General features: G+C 39.2%; 18 protein-coding genes, 8 tRNA genes and 1 rRNA gene. 25 read left to right on the plus strand and 2 right to left on the minus strand.

All coding sequences use genetic code 11. From position 1 onward, the window contains the following. The 10 genes from G592_RS0112620 to G592_RS0112665 form a co-directional block, all read left to right on the plus strand. Positions 1-311 (plus strand): 23S ribosomal RNA (locus G592_RS0112620); the annotation flags it as partial. A gap of 72 nt (positions 312-383) precedes the next feature. Then, positions 384-456: transfer RNA gene (locus tag G592_RS0112625), tRNA-Asn, on the plus strand. Between the two features lie 81 nt (positions 457-537). Beyond that, positions 538-609, plus strand: a tRNA-Glu gene (locus G592_RS0112630). 28 nt (positions 610-637) lie between these two features. Next, positions 638-710, plus strand: a tRNA-Thr gene (locus G592_RS0112635). Between the two features lie 66 nt (positions 711-776). Continuing rightward, positions 777-850 (plus strand) — tRNA-Ile (locus G592_RS0112640). Between the two features lie 23 nt (positions 851-873). After that, positions 874-947, plus strand: a tRNA-Asp gene (locus G592_RS0112645). Positions 948-966: 19 nt separating this feature from the next. After that, a tRNA-Val gene (locus G592_RS0112650) sits at positions 967-1,039 on the plus strand. 16 nt (positions 1,040-1,055) lie between these two features. After that, positions 1,056-1,139 (plus strand) — tRNA-Leu (locus G592_RS0112655). Positions 1,140-1,166: 27 nt separating this feature from the next. Then, positions 1,167-1,240, plus strand: a tRNA-Arg gene (locus G592_RS0112660). Between the two features lie 147 nt (positions 1,241-1,387). Continuing rightward, positions 1,388-1,933, plus strand: a complete 546-nt coding sequence (locus G592_RS0112665; protein WP_028248136.1) for a histidine phosphatase family protein — start codon at positions 1,388-1,390, stop codon at positions 1,931-1,933. Positions 1,934-1,942: 9 nt separating this feature from the next. Here G592_RS0112665 and G592_RS0112670 read toward each other — a convergent pair whose 3' ends face one another. Continuing rightward, positions 1,943-2,737, minus strand: coding sequence for a class I SAM-dependent methyltransferase (locus G592_RS0112670; RefSeq protein ID WP_028248137.1), 795 nt, complete (start codon positions 2,735-2,737; stop codon positions 1,943-1,945). A gap of 150 nt (positions 2,738-2,887) precedes the next feature. On the opposite strand from G592_RS0112670, the gene G592_RS0112675 reads away from it, so the two are divergent. The 13 genes from G592_RS0112675 (at position 2,888) to G592_RS0112735 (ending at position 14,094) form a co-directional block, all read left to right on the plus strand. Continuing rightward, positions 2,888-3,616 (plus strand): class I SAM-dependent methyltransferase, encoded by a 729-nt coding sequence (locus G592_RS0112675; RefSeq protein WP_028248138.1) that lies wholly within the window; start codon positions 2,888-2,890, stop codon positions 3,614-3,616. Positions 3,617-3,682: 66 nt separating this feature from the next. Then, entirely contained in the window at positions 3,683-4,450 is a 768-nt protein-coding gene (locus G592_RS16550) for a class I SAM-dependent methyltransferase (protein ID WP_051194918.1), read from the plus strand. 57 nt (positions 4,451-4,507) lie between these two features. Then, positions 4,508-5,200: a sulfite exporter TauE/SafE family protein gene (locus tag G592_RS0112685; protein WP_242830178.1), complete on the plus strand. Its 693-nt coding sequence runs from the start codon at positions 4,508-4,510 to the stop codon at positions 5,198-5,200. Positions 5,201-5,383: 183 nt separating this feature from the next. After that, positions 5,384-5,689: a metal-sensing transcriptional repressor gene (locus G592_RS0112690; protein ID WP_196801849.1), complete on the plus strand. Its 306-nt coding sequence runs from the start codon at positions 5,384-5,386 to the stop codon at positions 5,687-5,689. A 114-nt stretch (positions 5,690-5,803) separates the two neighbouring features. Further along, positions 5,804-8,350 (plus strand): heavy metal translocating P-type ATPase, encoded by a 2,547-nt coding sequence (locus G592_RS0112695; RefSeq protein WP_028248141.1) that lies wholly within the window; start codon positions 5,804-5,806, stop codon positions 8,348-8,350. A 95-nt stretch (positions 8,351-8,445) separates the two neighbouring features. Continuing rightward, entirely contained in the window at positions 8,446-8,946 is a 501-nt protein-coding gene (locus G592_RS0112700) for a GNAT family N-acetyltransferase (protein WP_028248142.1), read from the plus strand. 128 nt (positions 8,947-9,074) lie between these two features. Continuing rightward, positions 9,075-9,887, plus strand: coding sequence for an ABC transporter permease (locus G592_RS0112705; protein WP_028248143.1), 813 nt, complete (start codon positions 9,075-9,077; stop codon positions 9,885-9,887). Positions 9,888-9,890: 3 nt separating this feature from the next. Further along, positions 9,891-10,886, plus strand: coding sequence for an ABC transporter ATP-binding protein (locus G592_RS0112710; protein ID WP_028248144.1), 996 nt, complete (start codon positions 9,891-9,893; stop codon positions 10,884-10,886). Then, the gene (locus G592_RS0112715) at positions 10,883-11,692 is read left to right on the plus strand and encodes an ABC transporter permease (protein ID WP_028248145.1); all 810 of its coding nucleotides are present in this window, start codon (positions 10,883-10,885) and stop codon (positions 11,690-11,692) included. Before G592_RS0112710 ends, G592_RS0112715 begins: the two co-directional genes overlap by 4 nt. 11 nt (positions 11,693-11,703) lie before the next feature. Beyond that, complete coding sequence (locus G592_RS0112720; protein WP_028248146.1) at positions 11,704-12,687, plus strand: metalloregulator ArsR/SmtB family transcription factor; 984 nt, start codon at positions 11,704-11,706, stop codon at positions 12,685-12,687. 173 nt (positions 12,688-12,860) lie between these two features. Beyond that, on the plus strand, positions 12,861-13,070 hold the full coding sequence (locus G592_RS17880; protein ID WP_051194920.1) for a MerR family transcriptional regulator: 210 nt from the start codon (positions 12,861-12,863) through the stop codon (positions 13,068-13,070). A gap of 85 nt (positions 13,071-13,155) precedes the next feature. Beyond that, the gene (locus G592_RS17885) at positions 13,156-13,587 is read left to right on the plus strand and encodes a hypothetical protein (protein ID WP_242830179.1); all 432 of its coding nucleotides are present in this window, start codon (positions 13,156-13,158) and stop codon (positions 13,585-13,587) included. An 18-nt stretch (positions 13,588-13,605) separates the two neighbouring features. Continuing rightward, on the plus strand, positions 13,606-14,094 hold the full coding sequence (locus G592_RS0112735) for an NUDIX hydrolase (protein ID WP_028248148.1): 489 nt from the start codon (positions 13,606-13,608) through the stop codon (positions 14,092-14,094). A 69-nt stretch (positions 14,095-14,163) separates the two neighbouring features. Here G592_RS0112735 and G592_RS0112740 read toward each other — a convergent pair whose 3' ends face one another. Beyond that, positions 14,164-15,699, minus strand: a complete 1,536-nt coding sequence (locus G592_RS0112740) for an alanine/glycine:cation symporter family protein (protein WP_028248149.1) — start codon at positions 15,697-15,699, stop codon at positions 14,164-14,166. Between the two features lie 181 nt (positions 15,700-15,880). On the opposite strand from G592_RS0112740, the gene G592_RS0112745 reads away from it, so the two are divergent. Both G592_RS0112745 and G592_RS0112750 read left to right on the plus strand, forming a co-directional pair. Next, positions 15,881-16,720, plus strand: coding sequence for a YitT family protein (locus G592_RS0112745; protein ID WP_028248150.1), 840 nt, complete (start codon positions 15,881-15,883; stop codon positions 16,718-16,720). A gap of 124 nt (positions 16,721-16,844) precedes the next feature. After that, positions 16,845-18,761, plus strand: a complete 1,917-nt coding sequence (locus tag G592_RS0112750; RefSeq protein ID WP_028248151.1) for an NAD(+) synthase — start codon at positions 16,845-16,847, stop codon at positions 18,759-18,761. The last annotated feature ends 18 nt before the right edge of the window (positions 18,762-18,779 follow it).

Below are 18,779 nucleotides of genomic sequence, written 5' to 3' on the forward strand. Positions count from 1 at the left end.
GAACGTCGTGAGACAGTTCGGTCCCTATCCGGCGCGGGCGGAGGATATTTGAGAGGAGCTGCCCCTAGTACGAGAGGACCGGGGTGGACGGACCACTGGTGTATCAGCTGTCGACCAACGGCATAGCTGAGTAGCCAAGTCTGGACGGGATAAACGCTGAAGGCATCTAAGCGTGAAGCCCCCCTCAAGATGAGATATCCCCTCCTTCAAGGAGATAAGATCCCTTAAAGACGATAAGGTAGATAGGTTCAAGGTGTAAGTGCGGTAACGCATTCAGCTGATGAATACTAATAGATCGAAGGTTTATTCTATAAAGATGTTTAGCGAATAATTCTCGCATGACTGTGTGAAGTTTTGAGGTTGCTAGTCAGCCAAAGTAATATTCCTCAATAGCTCAGTTGGTAGAGCACTCGGCTGTTAACCGAGTTGTCGTAGGTTCGAGTCCTACTTGGGGAGCTCATATGAGGTTGATTATTTCAATTTTGTATGTTATCATTAATCAGTCGCTGAATTCAGGCGTTGGATTTCAGCTAGTTTGGCTCCGTGGTCAAGCGGTTAAGACATCGCCCTTTCACGGCGGTAACACGGGTTCAATTCCCGTCGGAGTCATTTGCCTAAAGGCAATACTTAGTATTAAGCCGATGTGGCTCAATTGGCAGAGCAGCTGATTTGTAATCAGCAGGTTATCGGTTCGAGTCCGATCATCGGCTTTTTTCTATTGAGTAGAAAGAGGCCAATTTTTTTTGTAAGGGTCTTGCTTGTTATTGTTACAATATGGACCTTTAGCTCAGTTGGTTAGAGCAACCGGCTCATAACCGGTCGGTCCAGGGTTCGAGTCCCTGAGGGTCCACTTTCTATTTCAGTTTTTAATATGGCCTCATGGCTCAGTTGGTTAGAGCGCCGCCCTGTCACGGCGGAGGTCGAGGGTTCAAGTCCCTCTGGGGTCGTTTCCAGTTTTAACATTATGGGATCTTAGCTCAGCTGGGAGAGCATCTGCCTTACAAGCAGGGGGTCACAGGTTCGAGCCCTGTAGGTCCCATTAGCCTTTTGGCTATGCCGTAGTGGCGGAACTGGCAGACGCGCGGGACTTAAAATCCCGTGGTGGCGACATCGTACCGGTTCGATTCCGGTCTACGGCATTTACTCACTGGAGTAATAAATTATATGTGTGTGTAGCTCAGCTGGATAGAGCACTTGGCTACGGACCAAGGTGTCGGGGGTTCGAATCCTCTCACGCACGCTTTATTTGAAAGAGATAGGTTTTAACCTATCTCTTTTTTTGTTTTAAATTTAAGAATATATTTGAAATATCTTATTGCATAATATATAATTTCAATCACTTGTCTATTATAATTGTTAAATAACATAGAGTGACTTGGAGGGGAATATGATTATTTTGATGCGACATGGCGCAGATGATGATTCCAGACTGGGTGGTTGGAGCGATGCAGGTCTGTCACAAAAAGGAAAAGAGCAGGTAGAGAAATCCTGTAAGTTAATAGATGAAAATAATTTTAATATAAAGTATATTTATTCCAGTGATTTACCTCGAGCTAGAGAAACAGCAGAAATAGTTTCAAAGCACCTGGGATTACCAGTTACTTTACTTGAAGGATTTAGAGAGACAAATAATGGAGATTTGGCAGGTATTCCAAAAGTGAGATTTGAAAAAGAATATCCTGGTCTTTATTTCTCTTCGCTGGATTGGGAGCAGCAGTATCCTAACGGTGAAAGCCCTAAGCAGGTCTATAATCGCATAAAGGAAGCCTGGAATAAGTTTAAGATTAGTACAGAAGCATTAGAAGGTGATATTCTTCTAGTTACCCATGCAGGAGTGATTAATATCATTCGCTGCATAGAGGAAGGAATCGAATATACAAATAAAGAAGTACATTTTAAAACTGCTCATGCTGAAATTGTACCAATAAAATAAGCTTTGTTATTATTTTCTAGCCAGTTGAAGGTCGAGGGTATCATAAAGTTTTATGGTATCTCCGTATGCTTCAATAGCCTTTTCAATCTCATTAAAGAACTTTTCTCTTATTGATGATTCTATGGCAATGTGATCAGAATAAGTGCCAAGAAGCTGTATATATTCCTGAGCATTAAATTCTCTAATTCTATGAAAGAGTTTATAGGTGACATCCTTAAAGCCATATTTTAAAGCTATATCAGCTCGAAGTTTAGCATCTTCCTCTGTATATTCAGAAGGTGCTGCAGGAGCCTTATCGTAATAGCTATAATAGTACTGCTCATATATTTCATCTATTGCTTTTGATAATTCAGGATCATTTTTACATCTGAATGGATGGTTTGCAAATCTGGCAAATACACCACCACTTACTAAAGAATTATAGACTTTGGTGTATCCGAGTTCTTCTGGTACCCAGTGAAATGCTGAGGCAGAATAGATAAGGTCATAAGTATTCTCAGGTATTTCAATGTCCTCAAATTTCCCAGTAATAACTTTAAATTTTGGATAGTCTTTGAACTTGTCTCTACAAAGCTTGGAAAGCTTTTCACCATACTCAATTGCTGTTAGATCACATCGTGTTTTAAGAAATGGAGGTGTGGCTTGGCCACCGCCAATGCCAATTTCTATTAGCTTGCTGTTGTCATCAACATTAAAATAATCAAAAATGCATTCATATAACTCAGTAGGATAAGATGGTCTGATTTTTGCATATAGTTCTGGAACTTTATCAAAGGTCCATTCTAAATTATCTATCGTTGGCATTAGCTTTCTCCCTTCCATTATGTGATATGTTAAATATTGTATTTTATTAATCGAAAAATATCTATATAAAAAGCAACTATTATTGTATTATGTAGATTAAACACTTATAAGAAAAATTAAATTAGAAGGTATTATTTAGAAGGAACGAGCGTGAGGTTTAATGGGAAAATGGATTCACGTATATCAAGAATTAGGCAAAATGAAGAAAAATCTCATACTGAAGTTTATACCAAAGAGAAGCTTTATGATTCCGATACATGGCTGAGGAAACCTATAAAAACTGTTGAGGAATTAGTTCCTTTATTTGTACATTATGAAGAAGTAAGGATTTTAGATTTAGGGGCTGGAGTAGGAAGAAATAGTATTTTTCTTGCACAGGAATTAAAGGAAAATAATTGTCAGATTGACTGTGTGGATATTCTTGAAATAGCTGTTGAGATACTTGTAAGTAATGCGGAACAATACGATGTTAGTGGGAATATTAGTGGGATTATTAAACCTATTGAAGAATACAAAATACAAGCGAATTCATATGATTTGATTATGGCTATTTCAGCTCTGGAACACATAGATACAGAGGAACATTTCTTTGATAAACTAAGAGAGATAGAGCTAGGGATTCGTAAATACGGAATAGTGTGCTTGGTTATAAACACTGAGGTTACTGAATTTAATATAAATAATGTGGCTGAAATAGAGCCTAACTTCGAAGTAAATTTGGCTACTGAGGTCCTTTTAAAAAGGCTGGATAGTATTTTCAAAGATTGGAAAATTCTTAAAAAGAATGTGGTTCAGCAGAACTATGAGATTCCAAGAGAAAATATAAGAAGCTCTTTATCCACAAATGTAGTAACTTTTGTTGCAAGGAAAAATAATTAAAAAGTAGTATTGACCTTAACGCAGCGTAAAGGTGTAAACTCAGAAAAAATTAAACAAGGAGAGGTAATGAAGGACTGGAATAAAGAAGTTGGCTATTTAGAAAATACTCGTAAAAGAATGTGGAATGATGACTATTTTGAATTTCTGGTTAAGCAGGTATGGAAGATAGATCATCCAGTAAAGATTCTCGATGTGGGCTGTGGATATGGTGATTTAGGTACAAGATTATTACCTATAGTTCCTGATGGAAGCAGCTATAAAGGAATAGATATCGCTGAGGATTTGATAGAAAAAGCTAGAGAAGATTTTAAGGAGACAAAATACAATACAGACTTTGAGGTGATAAATCTTCTAGAATACGAACCCACAGATAAATATGATATTGTAATATGTCAGTCTGTACTCCGCCATATTCCGGAAGTAAAAGAAGTTTTACAGAAGATGATAGATTCTGCAGTCACTGGAGGTCTGGTAATATGTATAGAGCCTAGCAGAAGAATGGAAAATGCAGGGCTTTATATCGATGACAAGGATTTTGATGTTTTTGAGAATGATGAATTCTTAAAAGAGAGATGGCAGCAGGAATATTCAAATGGTGGAAGAGACTTTTTGGTGGGATTGAAAATACCTGGCTATATGAATCAGCTGGGATTGAAAAATGTTTCAGTCAGAGTCAATGACTATGTGGATTTTATTAGCAAAAGTGGGACCGAAAACTACAAGGAAGGCAAAGAATCCTTTATGCATAACCATGGCATAGATGAAAAATATAGTGATGCCACAAATTATTTTTCTGCCAGATGTCATTTGATTTCATTTGGTGTAAAATCCTAAAAGAGTTATTTAAAGAAAAGAGGATTTTGAAAATTGTTTTTATGGATACTAGCAACGTTGGCAGCTTTTTATATTAAGGGGCTGTGCGGGTTTGCAAATACATTGGTGTTTACTTCAATATTGGGATTTGGAGTTAATAATATTGCCATATCGCCGGTGGAGCTTATGCTTGGTTATCCCACAAATCTCATACTCACATACAGACATAGAAAGCAGCTGGATATAAAAATATTTCTTCCATTATCAATATTAGTACTACTTGGAAGTATTCCAGGGGCGTTGCTTTTGAAGAATGCAAACACAAATCATATTAAAGCATTCTTTGGAGTGATAATAATTCTTCTTGGGATAGAGATGTATTTGAGAGAAGTTCAGACGCTAAAATTCAAAGAATCTAAAGTACTTTTGTTGATTATTGGAATATTGTCAGGTGTCCTTTGTGGATTATTTGGCGTAGGAGCATTACTGGCAGCATACATAGGGAGAGTGGCAGACACCAGCAATGAATTCAAAGCTAATATCAGTGCAGTATTTATAGTTGATAATACATTCAGATTAATTCTATATAGTGTGCTGGGGATCATTACATTTTCAAGCATAAAACAAGCAGCCATTTTATTGCCATTTGTACTTATAGGATTATTTACAGGTATTAAAAGTGCCACTATTATTGATGAAAAAATAGTAAAGAGAATAGTGATAATTCTTTTGATTATTTCAGGAGTAATGCTAATCCTAAAGAGCGTTTAATAACATAGCGATTCAAACAAAAAGAGATAGGTCAAAGCCTATCTCTTTTTTAGGTTGACAGGATACCCTATGGGGGTATATAATCCAATCAATAAAGATACCCCATAGGGGTATCTGGGATACCCGGTTAGAAATGTAAAAGGAGTTATTCTTATGGCAGAGAATACAAATAAAGAGAACATGATGCAGGAGGAATGTTGCTGCTGCTCAGGAAAGACAAAGGAAAGAGATGATAAAGAGTTTAAGGATCTCATGAACAGGCTCAAGAGAATCGAGGGCCAGGTGAGAGGTGTAGAGAACATGCTTGAGAATGATGCGTACTGTACAGATATTCTCGTACAGGTTTCAGCTATTACATCTGCATTAAACAGCTTTAACAAGGTCTTACTGGCAAATCATATGAAGACCTGTGTGGCTGATAATATTCGTGAAGGCAATGACGAGGTTATCGATGAGCTTGTATGCACATTACAAAAATTAATGAAATAAAAGGATAATCATTGCAATTAAGTATGAATTAGAAATTAATAAAAATTCTTACAATTAAGTGGTGATTAAAAGTAGGACTTAGAAATTAGCTTTTAGAAGAATCTAGGTGATTATATGGAACAATACAAAGTAACAGGAATGAGCTGCGCTGCCTGCCAGACCAGAGTAGAAAAGGCAGTTAGTGCTGTGGAAGGTGTGGACAGCTGTGCAGTCAGCTTATTAACAAATTCTATGGGAGTAAAGGGAACAGCATCTCCCGAGGCAATCATAGCAGCTGTTGAGGCAGCAGGCTATGGTGCAAGCATTAAGGCAGAAGGTGGCAAAAAGACGCAGGCCCAATCCGATGATTCCCTAAAAGACACAGAGACACCAAAGATGAAGAAGAGATTGATTGCTTCAATTATTCTTTTGATTCCACTTTTATATGTGTCTATGGGACATATGCTGTGGGACTGGCCACTTCCAGGATTTCTTGATGGCAATCACGTGGCAATGGGATTGTATCAGCTTATTTTAGCTGGACTTGTCATGGTGATTAACCAGAAGTTTTTCATCAGTGGATTTAAGGGCTTGATTCACAGATCTCCTAATATGGATACGCTGGTGGCATTAGGTGCCACAGCATCATATGTGTACAGCGTGGTTGCACTTTTTGCCATGACATCAGCCGTGCTGGCAAATGACGAAACGCAGGTAATGTATTTCATGAAGCAGTTCTATTTTGAGGCTGCAGCCATGATTCTTACACTGATTACAGTTGGTAAGATGCTTGAGGCAAAATCAAAAGGAAAGACTACGGATGCCTTAAAGGGATTGATGAACCTTTCTCCAAAAACAGCAGTAATCCTCAGAGATGGAGTGGAGACCACAGTAGCTATTGAAGAGGTGCAGGTGGGCGACAGATTTGTAGTAAGACCTGGAGACAGCATACCGGTGGACGGTATCGTAGTGGAAGGTGAAAGTGCTGTAAATGAAGCGGCCCTCACAGGCGAAAGCGTTCCAGCTGAGAAGGCTGTAGGCGACAAAGTATACGCTGCCACAATCAACTCATCGGGATATATGGTCTGCGAGGCTCAGCGAGTAGGAGAGGACACAACACTTTCTGCCATTATAAAGATGGTAAGTGATGCGGCAGCCACAAAAGCACCTATCGCAAAGATTGCTGACAGGGTGTCTGGAGTGTTTGTGCCAGCGGTAATTTCTATTTCGGTTATAACATTTATTGCCTGGCTTTTGGTCGGACAGACTGTAGGTTATGCCATAGCAAGGGCTGTATCAGTGCTGGTAATCAGCTGCCCATGTGCACTTGGCCTGGCAACACCAGTAGCCATCATGGTTGGAAATGGTGTGGCAGCAAAGACTGGAGTACTTTTCAAAACTGCAGCTTCTTTGGAGCAGGCTGGCAAGACTCAGATTGTGGCTCTGGATAAGACTGGCACAATCACAACAGGCGAGATGAAGGTCACAGACATCACTCCTGTAGCTGACATTTCACAGGAGGAATTGTTGACAATTGCTTATGCACTTGAGTCAAAAAGTGAACATCCTATCTCAAAGGCCATTACAGAATATGCCTCTGAGAAGAATTTAGAGCTGAAAGAGACTACAGAATTTGAAGTACTTTCAGGCAGTGGATTGAAGGCAAGAATAGATGGCAAGATTGTGTATGGTGGAAATGCCAAATACATTAAGAGTGTTGCCGGTGAACTTAGCCAGGAGAATAAGAAGGTAATCGATGATTTGGCAAGAATGGGCAAAACACCACTACTTTTTGCCAGGGAAGGTGAGCTTCTAGGCATAATCGCAGTAGCTGATGTAATCAAGGAAGATTCCAAAGAAGCCATCACAGAGCTTAAGAACATGGGAATCCATGTGGTAATGCTGACAGGTGACAATGAAATTACGGCAGATGCTATTGCCAAGCAGGCAGGAGTTGACCAGGTTGTGGCATCAGTGAAGCCTGATGGAAAGGAAACTGTGGTAAGACAGCTTATGGAACATGGCATGACTACCATGGTAGGTGATGGCATAAATGATGCGCCAGCACTTACCTCCGCAAATCTTGGAATAGCCATTGGTGCAGGAACAGATATTGCAATTGATGCTGCAGATGTAGTATTAATGAAGAGTAGTATTAAAGATGTGGCAGCTGCCATAAGGATTTCCAGAAAGACTCTCACAAATATTCATGAGAACCTGTTCTGGGCATTCTTCTACAATGTACTTGGCATTCCTCTTGCAGCAGGATGCTACGTAGCTGCATTTGGATGGGAGCTTAATCCAATTTTTGGCGCAGCAGCTATGGGGCTATCAAGTTTTTGCGTGGTAAGTAACGCACTGAGACTTAACCTGATTAAGCCATATGATAGCTCAAAAGATAAAATGATTAAGAACCCTGTATCAGGGATTTTAATAGAACAAAATAATAAAGTTGAAGATAGAAAGGAAGAGAAAAAAATGAAGATTAAAGTTACTGGAATGATGTGTGGACATTGTGAGGCTCATGTACAGAAGGCACTTGAGGCTATCGATGGTATTGACAGCGTAGTAGCATCACACGAGGAGAACCTTGTGACAATCAATAACTCAAAGGATGTTGATGAGGCAGCTATCAAGTCAGCAGTTGAGGAAGCTGGTTACGAATACGGCGGATTATTATAATTTTCTTTCACGTCACAGAATGGGCACTCAATAGTGCTATTATAGAAGTCACCAAAATATAAAGACTTGGATTTGGCACGAATTGGGGGTATCACATGGACATAGCTGGTTTTTCAAAAAATTACGTTGTGAGAAAATTGCAGCAGGATGACATACCGGTAATATATAATCTGTGTAGCAAGAATAAAATGTATTATGATTATTGCCCGCCATATGTTACTGAGCAGAGCATAGAATCTGATATGAAAGCTGTGCCTTTTGGTAAGAATATCTCAGATAAATTTTATGTGGGATATTATGATGGGGACAAGCTTATAGCAGTACTGGATTTGATTCGCAAATATCCAAGTCCACAGACTGCTTATATAGGGTTTTTCATGGTAGATGCTGATTTGCAAAAGCAGGGCATCGGAAGTGATATTATAGCCCAGCTGTCAGCTGTTCTTGTGAATGATGGCTTTAGTACCATTCAGTTGGCGTGGGTGGATGGAAACCCACAGGCAGAGGCCTTTTGGATAAAGAATGGCTTTGCTAAATTTGGGGACGTTTGTGAATTAGAAAAGTATTCAGTGATTAGAGCTAAAAAAACTTTATAAGCTGAGAGACAGGTTTATATACCTGTCTCTTTTTTTTGTTGACAAAAAGCTTATGACCCATTATACTTCCGTATATTTTTGAAAAAATAAAAATGATTAACTAAATGGTTAATCAAAAGGGAGGGTAAATGGACTTAAAAGTTTTGAACGCAACAATTAAAAAGGAGTTTCAAATAAGACTCCACGCCTACCCAATGAGCTTCATGGTGGGATGCATTTTGACATCCTTCTATACCACCTTTGGTGCATGGCTTATGTATCATTATTTTTTTAGAAAACGATTAGCCGTGGATTTTACGGAGCTGGCAGGAACCAGTGATTACATGAGTTATGCCATTGTTGGTAGCTTGATGTATCTGTTTGTGGTCAGGACTTGCCTGAATGTAAGCAGGACATTGATTACGGAACTGAGGGAGGGAACACTGGAAAGTCTGATGTTGGCTCCTTTCAAACGAACATCATATTTTCTGGGAAACATGCTTCTTCAGACGTTTATGACCTTTGGTGAGACAGCAATAGCCACATTAATCGGAGTATTTTTTGGACTTAGAATACACGATTTTTCATTATTGAAATTTGTGGTAGCCACATTACTTTCCTTATATGGTTTCTTCGGATTATCACTAATGCTTGGATGCTTGATGCTCTATGCCAGAGATACATACATTTCCCAAAACACTTTGTTTACGGCAATGTTTTTAGTGTGTGGAATCACATTTCCTAAGGAATATTTACCTAGTTGGTTGCAGCTTATAGGAAGCATAATTCCTGTTACAGATGCACTTACCTTGATGCGCGGAGCTTTATTAGGTGGGTTATCCACAGAAAGCTTTATGCTAGTAAGTTTGAGAGTATTTATTCTAGGAACAATATATATTGTGGTGGGATTTCCACTGATGAAACAGGTGGAGAGAATAGCGTTGGAAAAGATGGAGGGCTAGAAGATGATTGAAGTACATAATTTAAAGAAAACCTATGACGTAAAGAGAAGACAGAACTTTTTCCATTCAACAAGGGAGAAGGTGGAAGCCGTAAAAGATATTTCCATGAAAATAGAAGCGGGGCAGATAGTAGGTCTGCTTGGAATAAATGGAGCAGGAAAAACAACGACAATCAAGATGCTTACAACACTGATAGAACCAACTTCTGGCTCATATATGTTTGATGGAATGGATGCGTTGATGAATCCTCATCAGGTTAAAAAGCAGATAAATATGATTGCTGGTGGCGAGAGAATGATTTACTGGCGACTGACAGCCTATGAAAATCTCTGGTACTATGGCCAGCTATATGGAATTGAAAACAATGAGCTTCGCCGTAGAATCGATAAGCTTTTAAAGCTGGTAGGATTGGAGGATAAGGCAAATCTTCCTGTGGAGACTTTTTCGAAAGGCATGAAGCAGCGTTTGCAGATAGCCAGAGGAATGATAAATAATCCAAAGTACATTTTCTTAGATGAGCCAACAATAGGCCTGGATGCTGTGGTAACTCAGGAGCTTCATGAGGAAATCAAAAATCTTGCCAAGGAGCAGGGAAAAGGAATCCTATTAACATCTCATTATTTGTCAGAAGTGGAAGAGCTTTGCGATTATATCTATATGGTAAATAATGGTGAGCTGGTTGTGGAAGGAACAAAGAAGGAATTGACTGACTTCGTATTTACGAAGAAGTATTATGCATTCTCAGTGCAGGGGATGGATGAAGCTGTTGTGGCAAAGCTGAGAAATCATTTGTTAATCCTTGATGGTGATTCAAGTGTAGAGCTGGAAGGAAGGACTGCCAATATATCATCACGCTTGGAATTATCATCCATACTTGCAGAGTTTGCAGTTAGAGAGGGTCTTGTTATTAACGAGCTTCACAAGCTGGAGCCATCCTTGGAGCAGGCAGTGATAAAGCTATCAAAAAATATTGAAAGAGAGGAAAAGGGCATCGCATGAAATATTTTATGAAAGTTTTATTGGCTGAAAGCTACAAGCAACATAGAAATTATTTTAATAACAGGCTGATATATGTATCCCTATTTGTATGGCCAATGTTTAGCTTTTTGGCAGCCTATTACAGCTATAGAGCATTTGATTTTGGTGGAAATATTATTTCGTATATCAGCACAGAAAACATTTTGGTATTTATACTTTTAGGCTATATGGCCATGAGCTTTTTTAGATCAGTAGTGCAGTCCGCATGGAATTTTTCCCGGGAGAGACAGAGCGGAACACTGGAGTACATTTACCTTTCACCAGCAAACAGACTGGCGGTTCTACTGGGAAATGCCCTTTCATCTGTATTTGAAAGTGCGGTGGTAATGTTTATTTTTGGAATGCTCATCATACTGTTCAACAGAAGTGCACTTAATGTAAATATTGTAGGACTGATTTTGGTGTTGGCGATTTTTATGGTGATGGCACTTTTGTGGGGAGTATTTTTGAATGCGTGCTTTTTATATTCGAGAGATACAGATTTTCTGTTTACTATCTTGGAGGAGCCAATGGAAATATTTGCTGGGGTGAAGGTTCCTGTGGTGATTTTCCCAGGATGGGCAAGAATAATCAGCTGCATTTTCCCTTTGACCTATGTACTGGAAGCCCTTAGACAGGTTTCATTAAATGCAGCCAGCATATCCTCAATAAAGACAACAATTTTAATCAGCTTGGTAATAATTATGGTGCTTTTAGGTGCAACATTGATTACAATACAAATAGTTGAAAAACATATGAGAAAGACAGGAAACGTTGTCCTGTTTTAGAAAGTAGTTTTATGAGGATAGGCATTTGCACTGATAGAATTGAAGATTCGTTGACTTATCAAATGAGTGGGGAGATTTTCTTTTCCCCACTTTTTGAGATGTTTGCGGCTATGCATGTAATCTGCAATCCTGAGCATCACACGGCGAGGCTCCATTGGTGGGAAAGATTGCAGCAGCAGATAGACGAAGAGCTGATAGAGGAAATTCGAGGGTTGTCAGATTGTACGGATGAATGGCTTGCACCGATGGATTTTGCCTTTGGCGATGCATCGGTGGAAATCAGAGATATGAATGTACCTGAGGCGTTGATAACTTTAGAAGCCTATCCCATTAGTAATTGGAAAAGAATTTTTGAAGACAATGGTAAAACAATTACGCCAACGCAAAAGAAAAAAATTATTCAGGTTGCCAGAGAGTTTTATGATAAATATTTTTATCAGGAGATAATTATAATTGAGCCTCTTATGAATTCAGCCTTAAGAAAAATGTTGAAGTCATGGGAGGATGAGGGGATGGCAAAATCCCTGTCAGAAATTCATGAGCGATTAAAGCTTACCCAGGAAGAAATTATTTTTTATAAGAACAAGGAATATCATTTCGAATATGAGAATGTGGGGAAAGTATATGTGACAGGAAGTATTTTCCTCAGTCCACATTTGATACTTGGATTGCATAAGAATAATTTGTTTACAGTGAAGCACTTTTATGCGGAGGCTGTGGATACATGTCCTCCTGAGGAGCTGGTGAAGCTCTACAAGGGCTTGGCAGATGGCACCAGATTGAAAATCCTTAGAAGCCTGAAAAATATGCCGGACACAACTCAACATTTGGCTTTGAAGCTGGGAATATCTGAGGCTGCTGTATCAAAGCAGTTAAAAGTATTGAGTGCAGGCGGGCTAGTATCAAAAAGTCGCAAGGGTAGCTTCATGATTTATTCGGTGGATGAAGAAGCATTAGACTTTTTGACATACAGAATTTATGAATATTTAATGTAAGACACAAAGTGATTACATATTGGATATATGCTATAAATATTTAAAAGGAATTTTTTAAAATTATGTGTTGACTCTTCCCTTGGGGCATACTTTATTCTTCTATTTGTAAACAAGAAGAGCAAGGGGAAACAAAACATGCGCATGAAATCTTTCCTCGGAAAGGGAAAACTAAAATGGAAAAGAAAATGACATCAGGAGAGATCGCTGAGAAGACAGGAGTATCACAGAAGGCTTTAAGATTATATGACGAGAAGGGATTATTAAAGCCAGTAGGATACACAGAAGGGAATTATCGTTTATACGATAATGAATCTCTTGCAGTTTTGGAGAAGATAATTGCACTTAAGCATGTAGGCTTCACTTTCAAAGGATACAGAGATTAACCTTTACTGGGGAGACCTGGAGCAGGAAGCTACATGGGACACTATTCCAGAAAATACTTATGACAAGGTGATTGCACATTATCTTTTGAATTTCTTCAGTGACATGAAGGCTTTTGTAAAGCGTGCAGCAAAGACTTTAAAGCCAGGCGGAATGTTCTCTGTAAATTATTATGGAGTTGTAGAAGAGTATGGCTACTGGGAGTGTATTCTCAAGGATGCAGGAGTGAATCCAGCATTTGCGGTGGAGGAGCGTGTAGCCATGGAGCAGCGTCAGGCTCAGACTAAGGAGATGCTTTCCGAATTTTTTCGTGAGATTGAGGTAGATATTCTTCCTCAGCCACTTAGATTTACTACTGTAGAAGAGCTGATGGAGCGTCTCAACAGACGCTACCCAAACAGCGGAAAATACATTAAGGCTAACAGCAAAAAGCTTGAAGAATATTTTGCCAAATTACTGGAAAAGGATGGACAGGTAGTGGTAGATATTGCTACTATCTTTTATCATTGCTATAAGTAGTCGATGAAAGGAGTCTTTATGGCAGAATTATGGGATGCGTACAACAAAGATTTTACTAAAATAGAAGGCACCACACTTGTACGTGGACAGCATATTCCTGACAATATCTATCACCTGGTTTGCGATATTATCGTAAGACATGTAGATGGAACCTACCTGATAATGCAGCGCGACCATGAGAAAACTCATGGTGGTCAGTGGGAACTTTCTGCTGGAGGCTCAGCACTACAGGGCGAAGGACCAGAGGTGGCATCAAAGCGAGAGCTTAAAGAGGAAACCGGCATAGAAGGAACACTAAGAGAAATCGGTCGTATGTCAATTGATAAGAATCATTCTATCTACGTTCTGTACCTTTGTGAGACTGATTGCAAAAAAGATTCTATTGTTTTGCAGGAGGGTGAGACAATTGATTACAGATGGATTTCACGAGATGAACTTTTGGCCATGACAGATGATGAGTTGATTTCCTATAGAGCCATGAAATTAGTTCATGAGCAGAATATTTAAAATAAAGATAAAAAAAGAGCTAAGACAATGCATATCGCAAATGTCTTAGCTCTAATTTTTTGTAGTTATTTAAGCTGTTTTTTCTTTTTCTTTTAATTCTTTTTGGAGAGCTTTCTCAAGGAGCTCCTGCTCATGTAATTCCTGAATGTCTTCTAAAGCAGAAAGCATAGGCTTTACGTTCATATGAAGGATATTTCTCTGAACATAGTTGTGTGTAATCTTCATAACAGTACCGCTAAGAGTAACTACACCGATAAGGTTTGGTATAGCCATAAGTCCATTGAATGTATCTGAAAGATCCCATGCAAGTGTCAAATCCATAGTGGCACCAACTACGATAAAAGCAACGAAAACTATATGGTAGAACTTGATTGTTTTTCTGCCAAAAAGATACTCAAAAGCCTTGCTACCATACTGGCTCCAGCCGAGAACAGTAGAAAAAGCAAATGGAATTATTGCGATAGCGATAAAGGCAGAACCAAATTTTCCAAATACAGTAGAGAAAGCCTCTGCAACAAGTGCAGTAGAAACCTGATCTGAAATTACCTTTCCAGTTTCCAAATCAACCAATCCACTTGAAAGGACAGCAAAAGCTGTAACACTACAAACAATGATTGTATCAGCAAAAACCTCGAAGATTCCCCACATACCCTGTACTACAGGCTCTCTTACATTTGAGCTTGAGTGAACCATTACGGAAGAACCAAGACCTGCCTCATTTGAGAAAACGCCTCGCTTCATACCAAACTGTACAGCCATGGCAACACCACTACCAACGATACCACCACCAACAGCACGCATACCAAAGGCACTCTTGATGATAGAAGTGAAAACTGCTCCGAACTGGTCAATATGGAAGGCACATACAATAAGTGCACAAACCATGTAGATAAGAGCCATAAATGGAACCAACTTTTCTGTAACAGCGGCGATTCTTTTTAAACCACCTACAATTACCAGAGCGGCGAAAATCATAAGGAAAATACCGGTAACGATATAAGGAATTCCAAAAACGGAATTTAAATTCACAGCGATGGAATTAATCTGTCCCATGTTTCCGATACCAAATGAAGCTAAAATACAGAAAACTGAGAACAGAACTGCAAGGCCAGAGCCAAGATGTCTATAGCCCTTCTTTCCGCCAAGACCATCGCGAAGATAGTACATGGCACCACCACACCACTCGTTCTTTTCATTTCTTCTACGGTAGTAGATACCGAGAACATTTTCAGAGAAGTTTGTCATCATTCCAAAGAATGCAACAATCCACATCCAGAAAATCGCACCAGGACCACCGGAAGCGATGGCAGCAGCAACACCTGCGATATTACCAGTACCAATTGTTGCAGCTAAGGCTGTGCAAAGACTCTGGAACTGAGAAATCTGAGTATCTTCTTTATCAGTGTGAGCTGTTACGTGAGAATCTTTGAAGATACCACCTATAGTGTTCTTAATCCAATGTTTAAAATGTGAAATCTGAAAGAATCTTGTAAGACAGGTCATAAGAATACCAGTACCTACCAAAAGGATAAGCATAGGTAGTCCCCAGACGAAACCATTCACTGCATTATTGATGTTTTCGACAGAAGCTAAAAAGTTTTCCATATACAACCCTCCAAAATTAAAGCCATAATAAATTACGGACAGTTTAGCACATTAAAGCAGCAAAGTCTACAAGAAATTTTAACAGATAGTTTTCTTGAAAAGGAGAAGTTGTACGATTAGAATGTTGTTATACACCTTCAGACAGATAATTTAATGTGCTTTTTAGTGAGAGGAATCGCCTATGAAAGAGAAGAAAAATCTGTTGGTTTCCTATGTTGAGCTTACTTTAGGTGCTATTATAGCGGCATTTGCTATTGAAGAGTTCTTGGTTCCAAATAAGATTTTTGATGGTGGAGTTACTGGTATAAGTATGATTGTGTCTCACTTTATACAACTTCCACTTGGAATAATGATTGTAATTATAAATGCACCATTTGTTATAGTGGCTTTCAGAAAAATGGGACATCAGCTGGTTGTCAGAATGGTTTACGCCATCATTCTTTTCTCTGTAATGACAGGAGTTTTTGAGCCAGTTGAAAATGCTACAGGTGAGATGTTGCTTGCCATTACATACGGCGGAGTTCTTCTTGGTCTGGGTGTTGGTCTGGTACTTAAAGGTGGTGGCTGCCTGGATGGAACAGAAGTTGTTGCTGTTATCCTAAACAGGAATTTTTCTATATCCACAGGTCAGGTTATTTTGATTTTTAATGTATTTATTTTTACAGTTGCCGGAGTTGTATTTGATTTTGACAGAGGAATGTATTCTTTGTTGATGTATTTTATTTCTTCAAAGGTGATTGATGTTGTTGAAATAGGCTTTGGCAGTGCAAAGTCTGTAATGATAATTACTGACGAGGGAAGTAAGCTGGCTGACGAGATATTCACAAAGCTGGGGCGCACTGTAACATTTATGCACGGCGAAGGCCTTGTTTCAAACAATGAGAAGGATATTCTATATTGTGTTGTAACCCGTGCTGAGATTTATGAGCTCAAGGCACTGCTTAATGATTTTCCAGGAAGTACCTTCACCACCATTTCAGATGTTTCTGAGGTTGTGGGAAGCCATATAAAGTCTATATAGACTAATCAATGATGAATCTGGCCAAGTATTGCAAAATTAAATCATAAGTTTTAAAATCTTAAAAGACAAAGGCGTCTGCTATGATAGCGGGCGTCTTTTATTTTTTTTCGGGAAGGAAATTAAATTGAAAGACGGATTTATAAAAATTGCATGTGCTACACCTGATATTAAGGTGGCAGATACAGAGCACAATGCAGATGAAATAATTAGATTAGTCAAAGAAGCCCAGGAAAAGGGAGTAAAAATTATATGTTTTCCAGAGCTTTGTGTTACAGGATATACCTGTGGAGATTTGTTCTTACAGGATGTTTTGTTAAAGGGGGCGGTGAAGGCAGTAGAGGATATTGCCAGTGCTACAGCCACCTTAGATATTGTCAGCATTGTAGGCTTGCCGTATCAGGTGAGAAATAAGCTATATAACATTGCAGCAGTTATTAAGGGTGGCAAAGTAATCGGTGCCACAGCAAAAAGGAATATTCCAAACTACAGCGAGTTCTATGAGCTGAGACATTTCACACCAGCAGATGACAGCCTTTATGAAGAGATTAGCTTTGGTGCAGCAGGGATCGCAGTACTTTGCAGCAATCACATTTTTGTTTGCCAGGAGCTTAATAATCTGAAATTTGGAATAGAGATTTGTGAGGATCTTTGGGTGGCAGAGACTCCATCGGTAAATCTGGCTAAAAGCGGAGCCATTATTATTTTCAATCTTTCAGCAAGTGATGAGGTGATAGGAAAGGCTGATTACAGAAGAAATCTTATTAAGGCAAAATCGGGAAGTCTTCTTTGTGCCTATGCATATGCAGATGCAGGTGTGGGAGAGTCCACACAGGATATGGTTTTTGCAGGTCACAATATCATTGCAGAAAATGGTACCGTATATGCGGAATCAAAGATATTCGATAATGAGATGATAATTGCTGATGTAGATGTGGATAGACTGGCTCATGAGCGCAGGCGCATGAATACTTTTATCGTAAATACGGATTGTGAAAGTCATCAGTCAGAGTTTTCATTAAAGCCAGTGGAGACAAAGATAACATTTGCTCCACCAAAGACACCATTCGTTCCTACTGTAAAATATGATTTGGAAAGCCGATGTGAGGAGATTCTTACTATGCAGGCAGTAGGTCTCATGACTAGAATCAGACATATTGGTTGCAAAAATGTGATTATTGGTTTGTCCGGAGGTCTTGATTCTACACTTGCTCTTATTGTTACAGTTCATGCCTATGACAGATTGGGACTTGATAAAAAGGGAATCCACTGTATTACAATGCCATGCTTTGGTACTACAGATAGAACCTACATCAATGCCTGCAGACTAGCAGAAGCATATGGCACAACCCTTGAGGAGATTAACATTATAGCAAGTGTCAGCCAGCACTTTGAAGATATTGGTCAGGATAGTAATAATCATGATGTCACCTACGAGAATGGTCAGGCACGAGAGCGCACCCAGATTCTTATGGATAAGGCAAACATGCTTGGTGGAATTGTAATTGGTACGGGTGATTTATCGGAGCTTGCACTGGGATGGGCTACCTATAATGGTGATCATATGTCAATGTATGCTGTTAATTCGTCTATTCCAAAGACCCTTGTAAGATGGCTTGTGGAATATGAGGCAAACAGAACAGAGGGAATTCTCAGCAGTACACTAAAAGATATTTTTGATACACCAGTCAGCCCAGAGCTTATTCCACCAGATGAAGATGGAAAGATTTCGCAGAGGACAGAAGACTTGGTGGGACCATACGAGCTTCACGATTACTTTTTGTATTACATGCTTCGCTTTGGATTTTCACCATCAAAGATTTTCAGGCTTGCACAAAAATCCTTTGATGGTGACTACAGTCGTGAAGAAATCCTTAAATGGTTGAAGAAGTTCTACTGGAGATTCTTCACTCAGCAGTTCAAGAGAAGCTGCATGCCAGATGGTCCCAAGGTTGGTACAGTAACATTATCTCCAAGAGGAGATTTCAGAATGCCAAGTGATGCAGCAGTAAATCTTTGGATGAAAGAAATTGAGATAATTTAATAGAAAACGGTTGCATAT

The sequence above is a fragment of the Pseudobutyrivibrio ruminis CF1b genome (assembly GCF_000424005.1).
Lineage (GTDB): Bacteria > Bacillota > Clostridia > Lachnospirales > Lachnospiraceae > Pseudobutyrivibrio > Pseudobutyrivibrio ruminis_C.

What these genes read in the sequence shown, in the direction of transcription:
- G592_RS0112665 (WP_028248136.1), top strand. Translation starts at nt 1,388, where the DNA reads ATGATTATTTTGATGCGACATGGCGCAGATGATGATTCCAGACTGGGT.
- G592_RS0112670 (WP_028248137.1), bottom strand. Translation starts at nt 2,737, where the DNA reads ATGCCAACGATAGATAATTTAGAATGGACCTTTGATAAAGTTCCAGAA.
- G592_RS16550 (WP_051194918.1), top strand. Translation starts at nt 3,683, where the DNA reads ATGAAGGACTGGAATAAAGAAGTTGGCTATTTAGAAAATACTCGTAAA.
- G592_RS0112690 (WP_196801849.1), top strand. Translation starts at nt 5,384, where the DNA reads ATGCAGGAGGAATGTTGCTGCTGCTCAGGAAAGACAAAGGAAAGAGAT.
- G592_RS0112695 (WP_028248141.1), top strand. Translation starts at nt 5,804, where the DNA reads ATGGAACAATACAAAGTAACAGGAATGAGCTGCGCTGCCTGCCAGACC.
- G592_RS0112700 (WP_028248142.1), top strand. Translation starts at nt 8,446, where the DNA reads ATGGACATAGCTGGTTTTTCAAAAAATTACGTTGTGAGAAAATTGCAG.
- G592_RS0112705 (WP_028248143.1), top strand. Translation starts at nt 9,075, where the DNA reads ATGGACTTAAAAGTTTTGAACGCAACAATTAAAAAGGAGTTTCAAATA.
- G592_RS0112710 (WP_028248144.1), top strand. Translation starts at nt 9,891, where the DNA reads ATGATTGAAGTACATAATTTAAAGAAAACCTATGACGTAAAGAGAAGA.
- G592_RS0112715 (WP_028248145.1), top strand. Translation starts at nt 10,883, where the DNA reads ATGAAATATTTTATGAAAGTTTTATTGGCTGAAAGCTACAAGCAACAT.
- G592_RS0112720 (WP_028248146.1), top strand. Translation starts at nt 11,704, where the DNA reads ATGAGGATAGGCATTTGCACTGATAGAATTGAAGATTCGTTGACTTAT.
- G592_RS17880 (WP_051194920.1), top strand. Translation starts at nt 12,861, where the DNA reads ATGGAAAAGAAAATGACATCAGGAGAGATCGCTGAGAAGACAGGAGTA.
- G592_RS0112735 (WP_028248148.1), top strand. Translation starts at nt 13,606, where the DNA reads ATGGCAGAATTATGGGATGCGTACAACAAAGATTTTACTAAAATAGAA.
- G592_RS0112740 (WP_028248149.1), bottom strand. Translation starts at nt 15,699, where the DNA reads ATGGAAAACTTTTTAGCTTCTGTCGAAAACATCAATAATGCAGTGAAT.
- G592_RS0112745 (WP_028248150.1), top strand. Translation starts at nt 15,881, where the DNA reads ATGAAAGAGAAGAAAAATCTGTTGGTTTCCTATGTTGAGCTTACTTTA.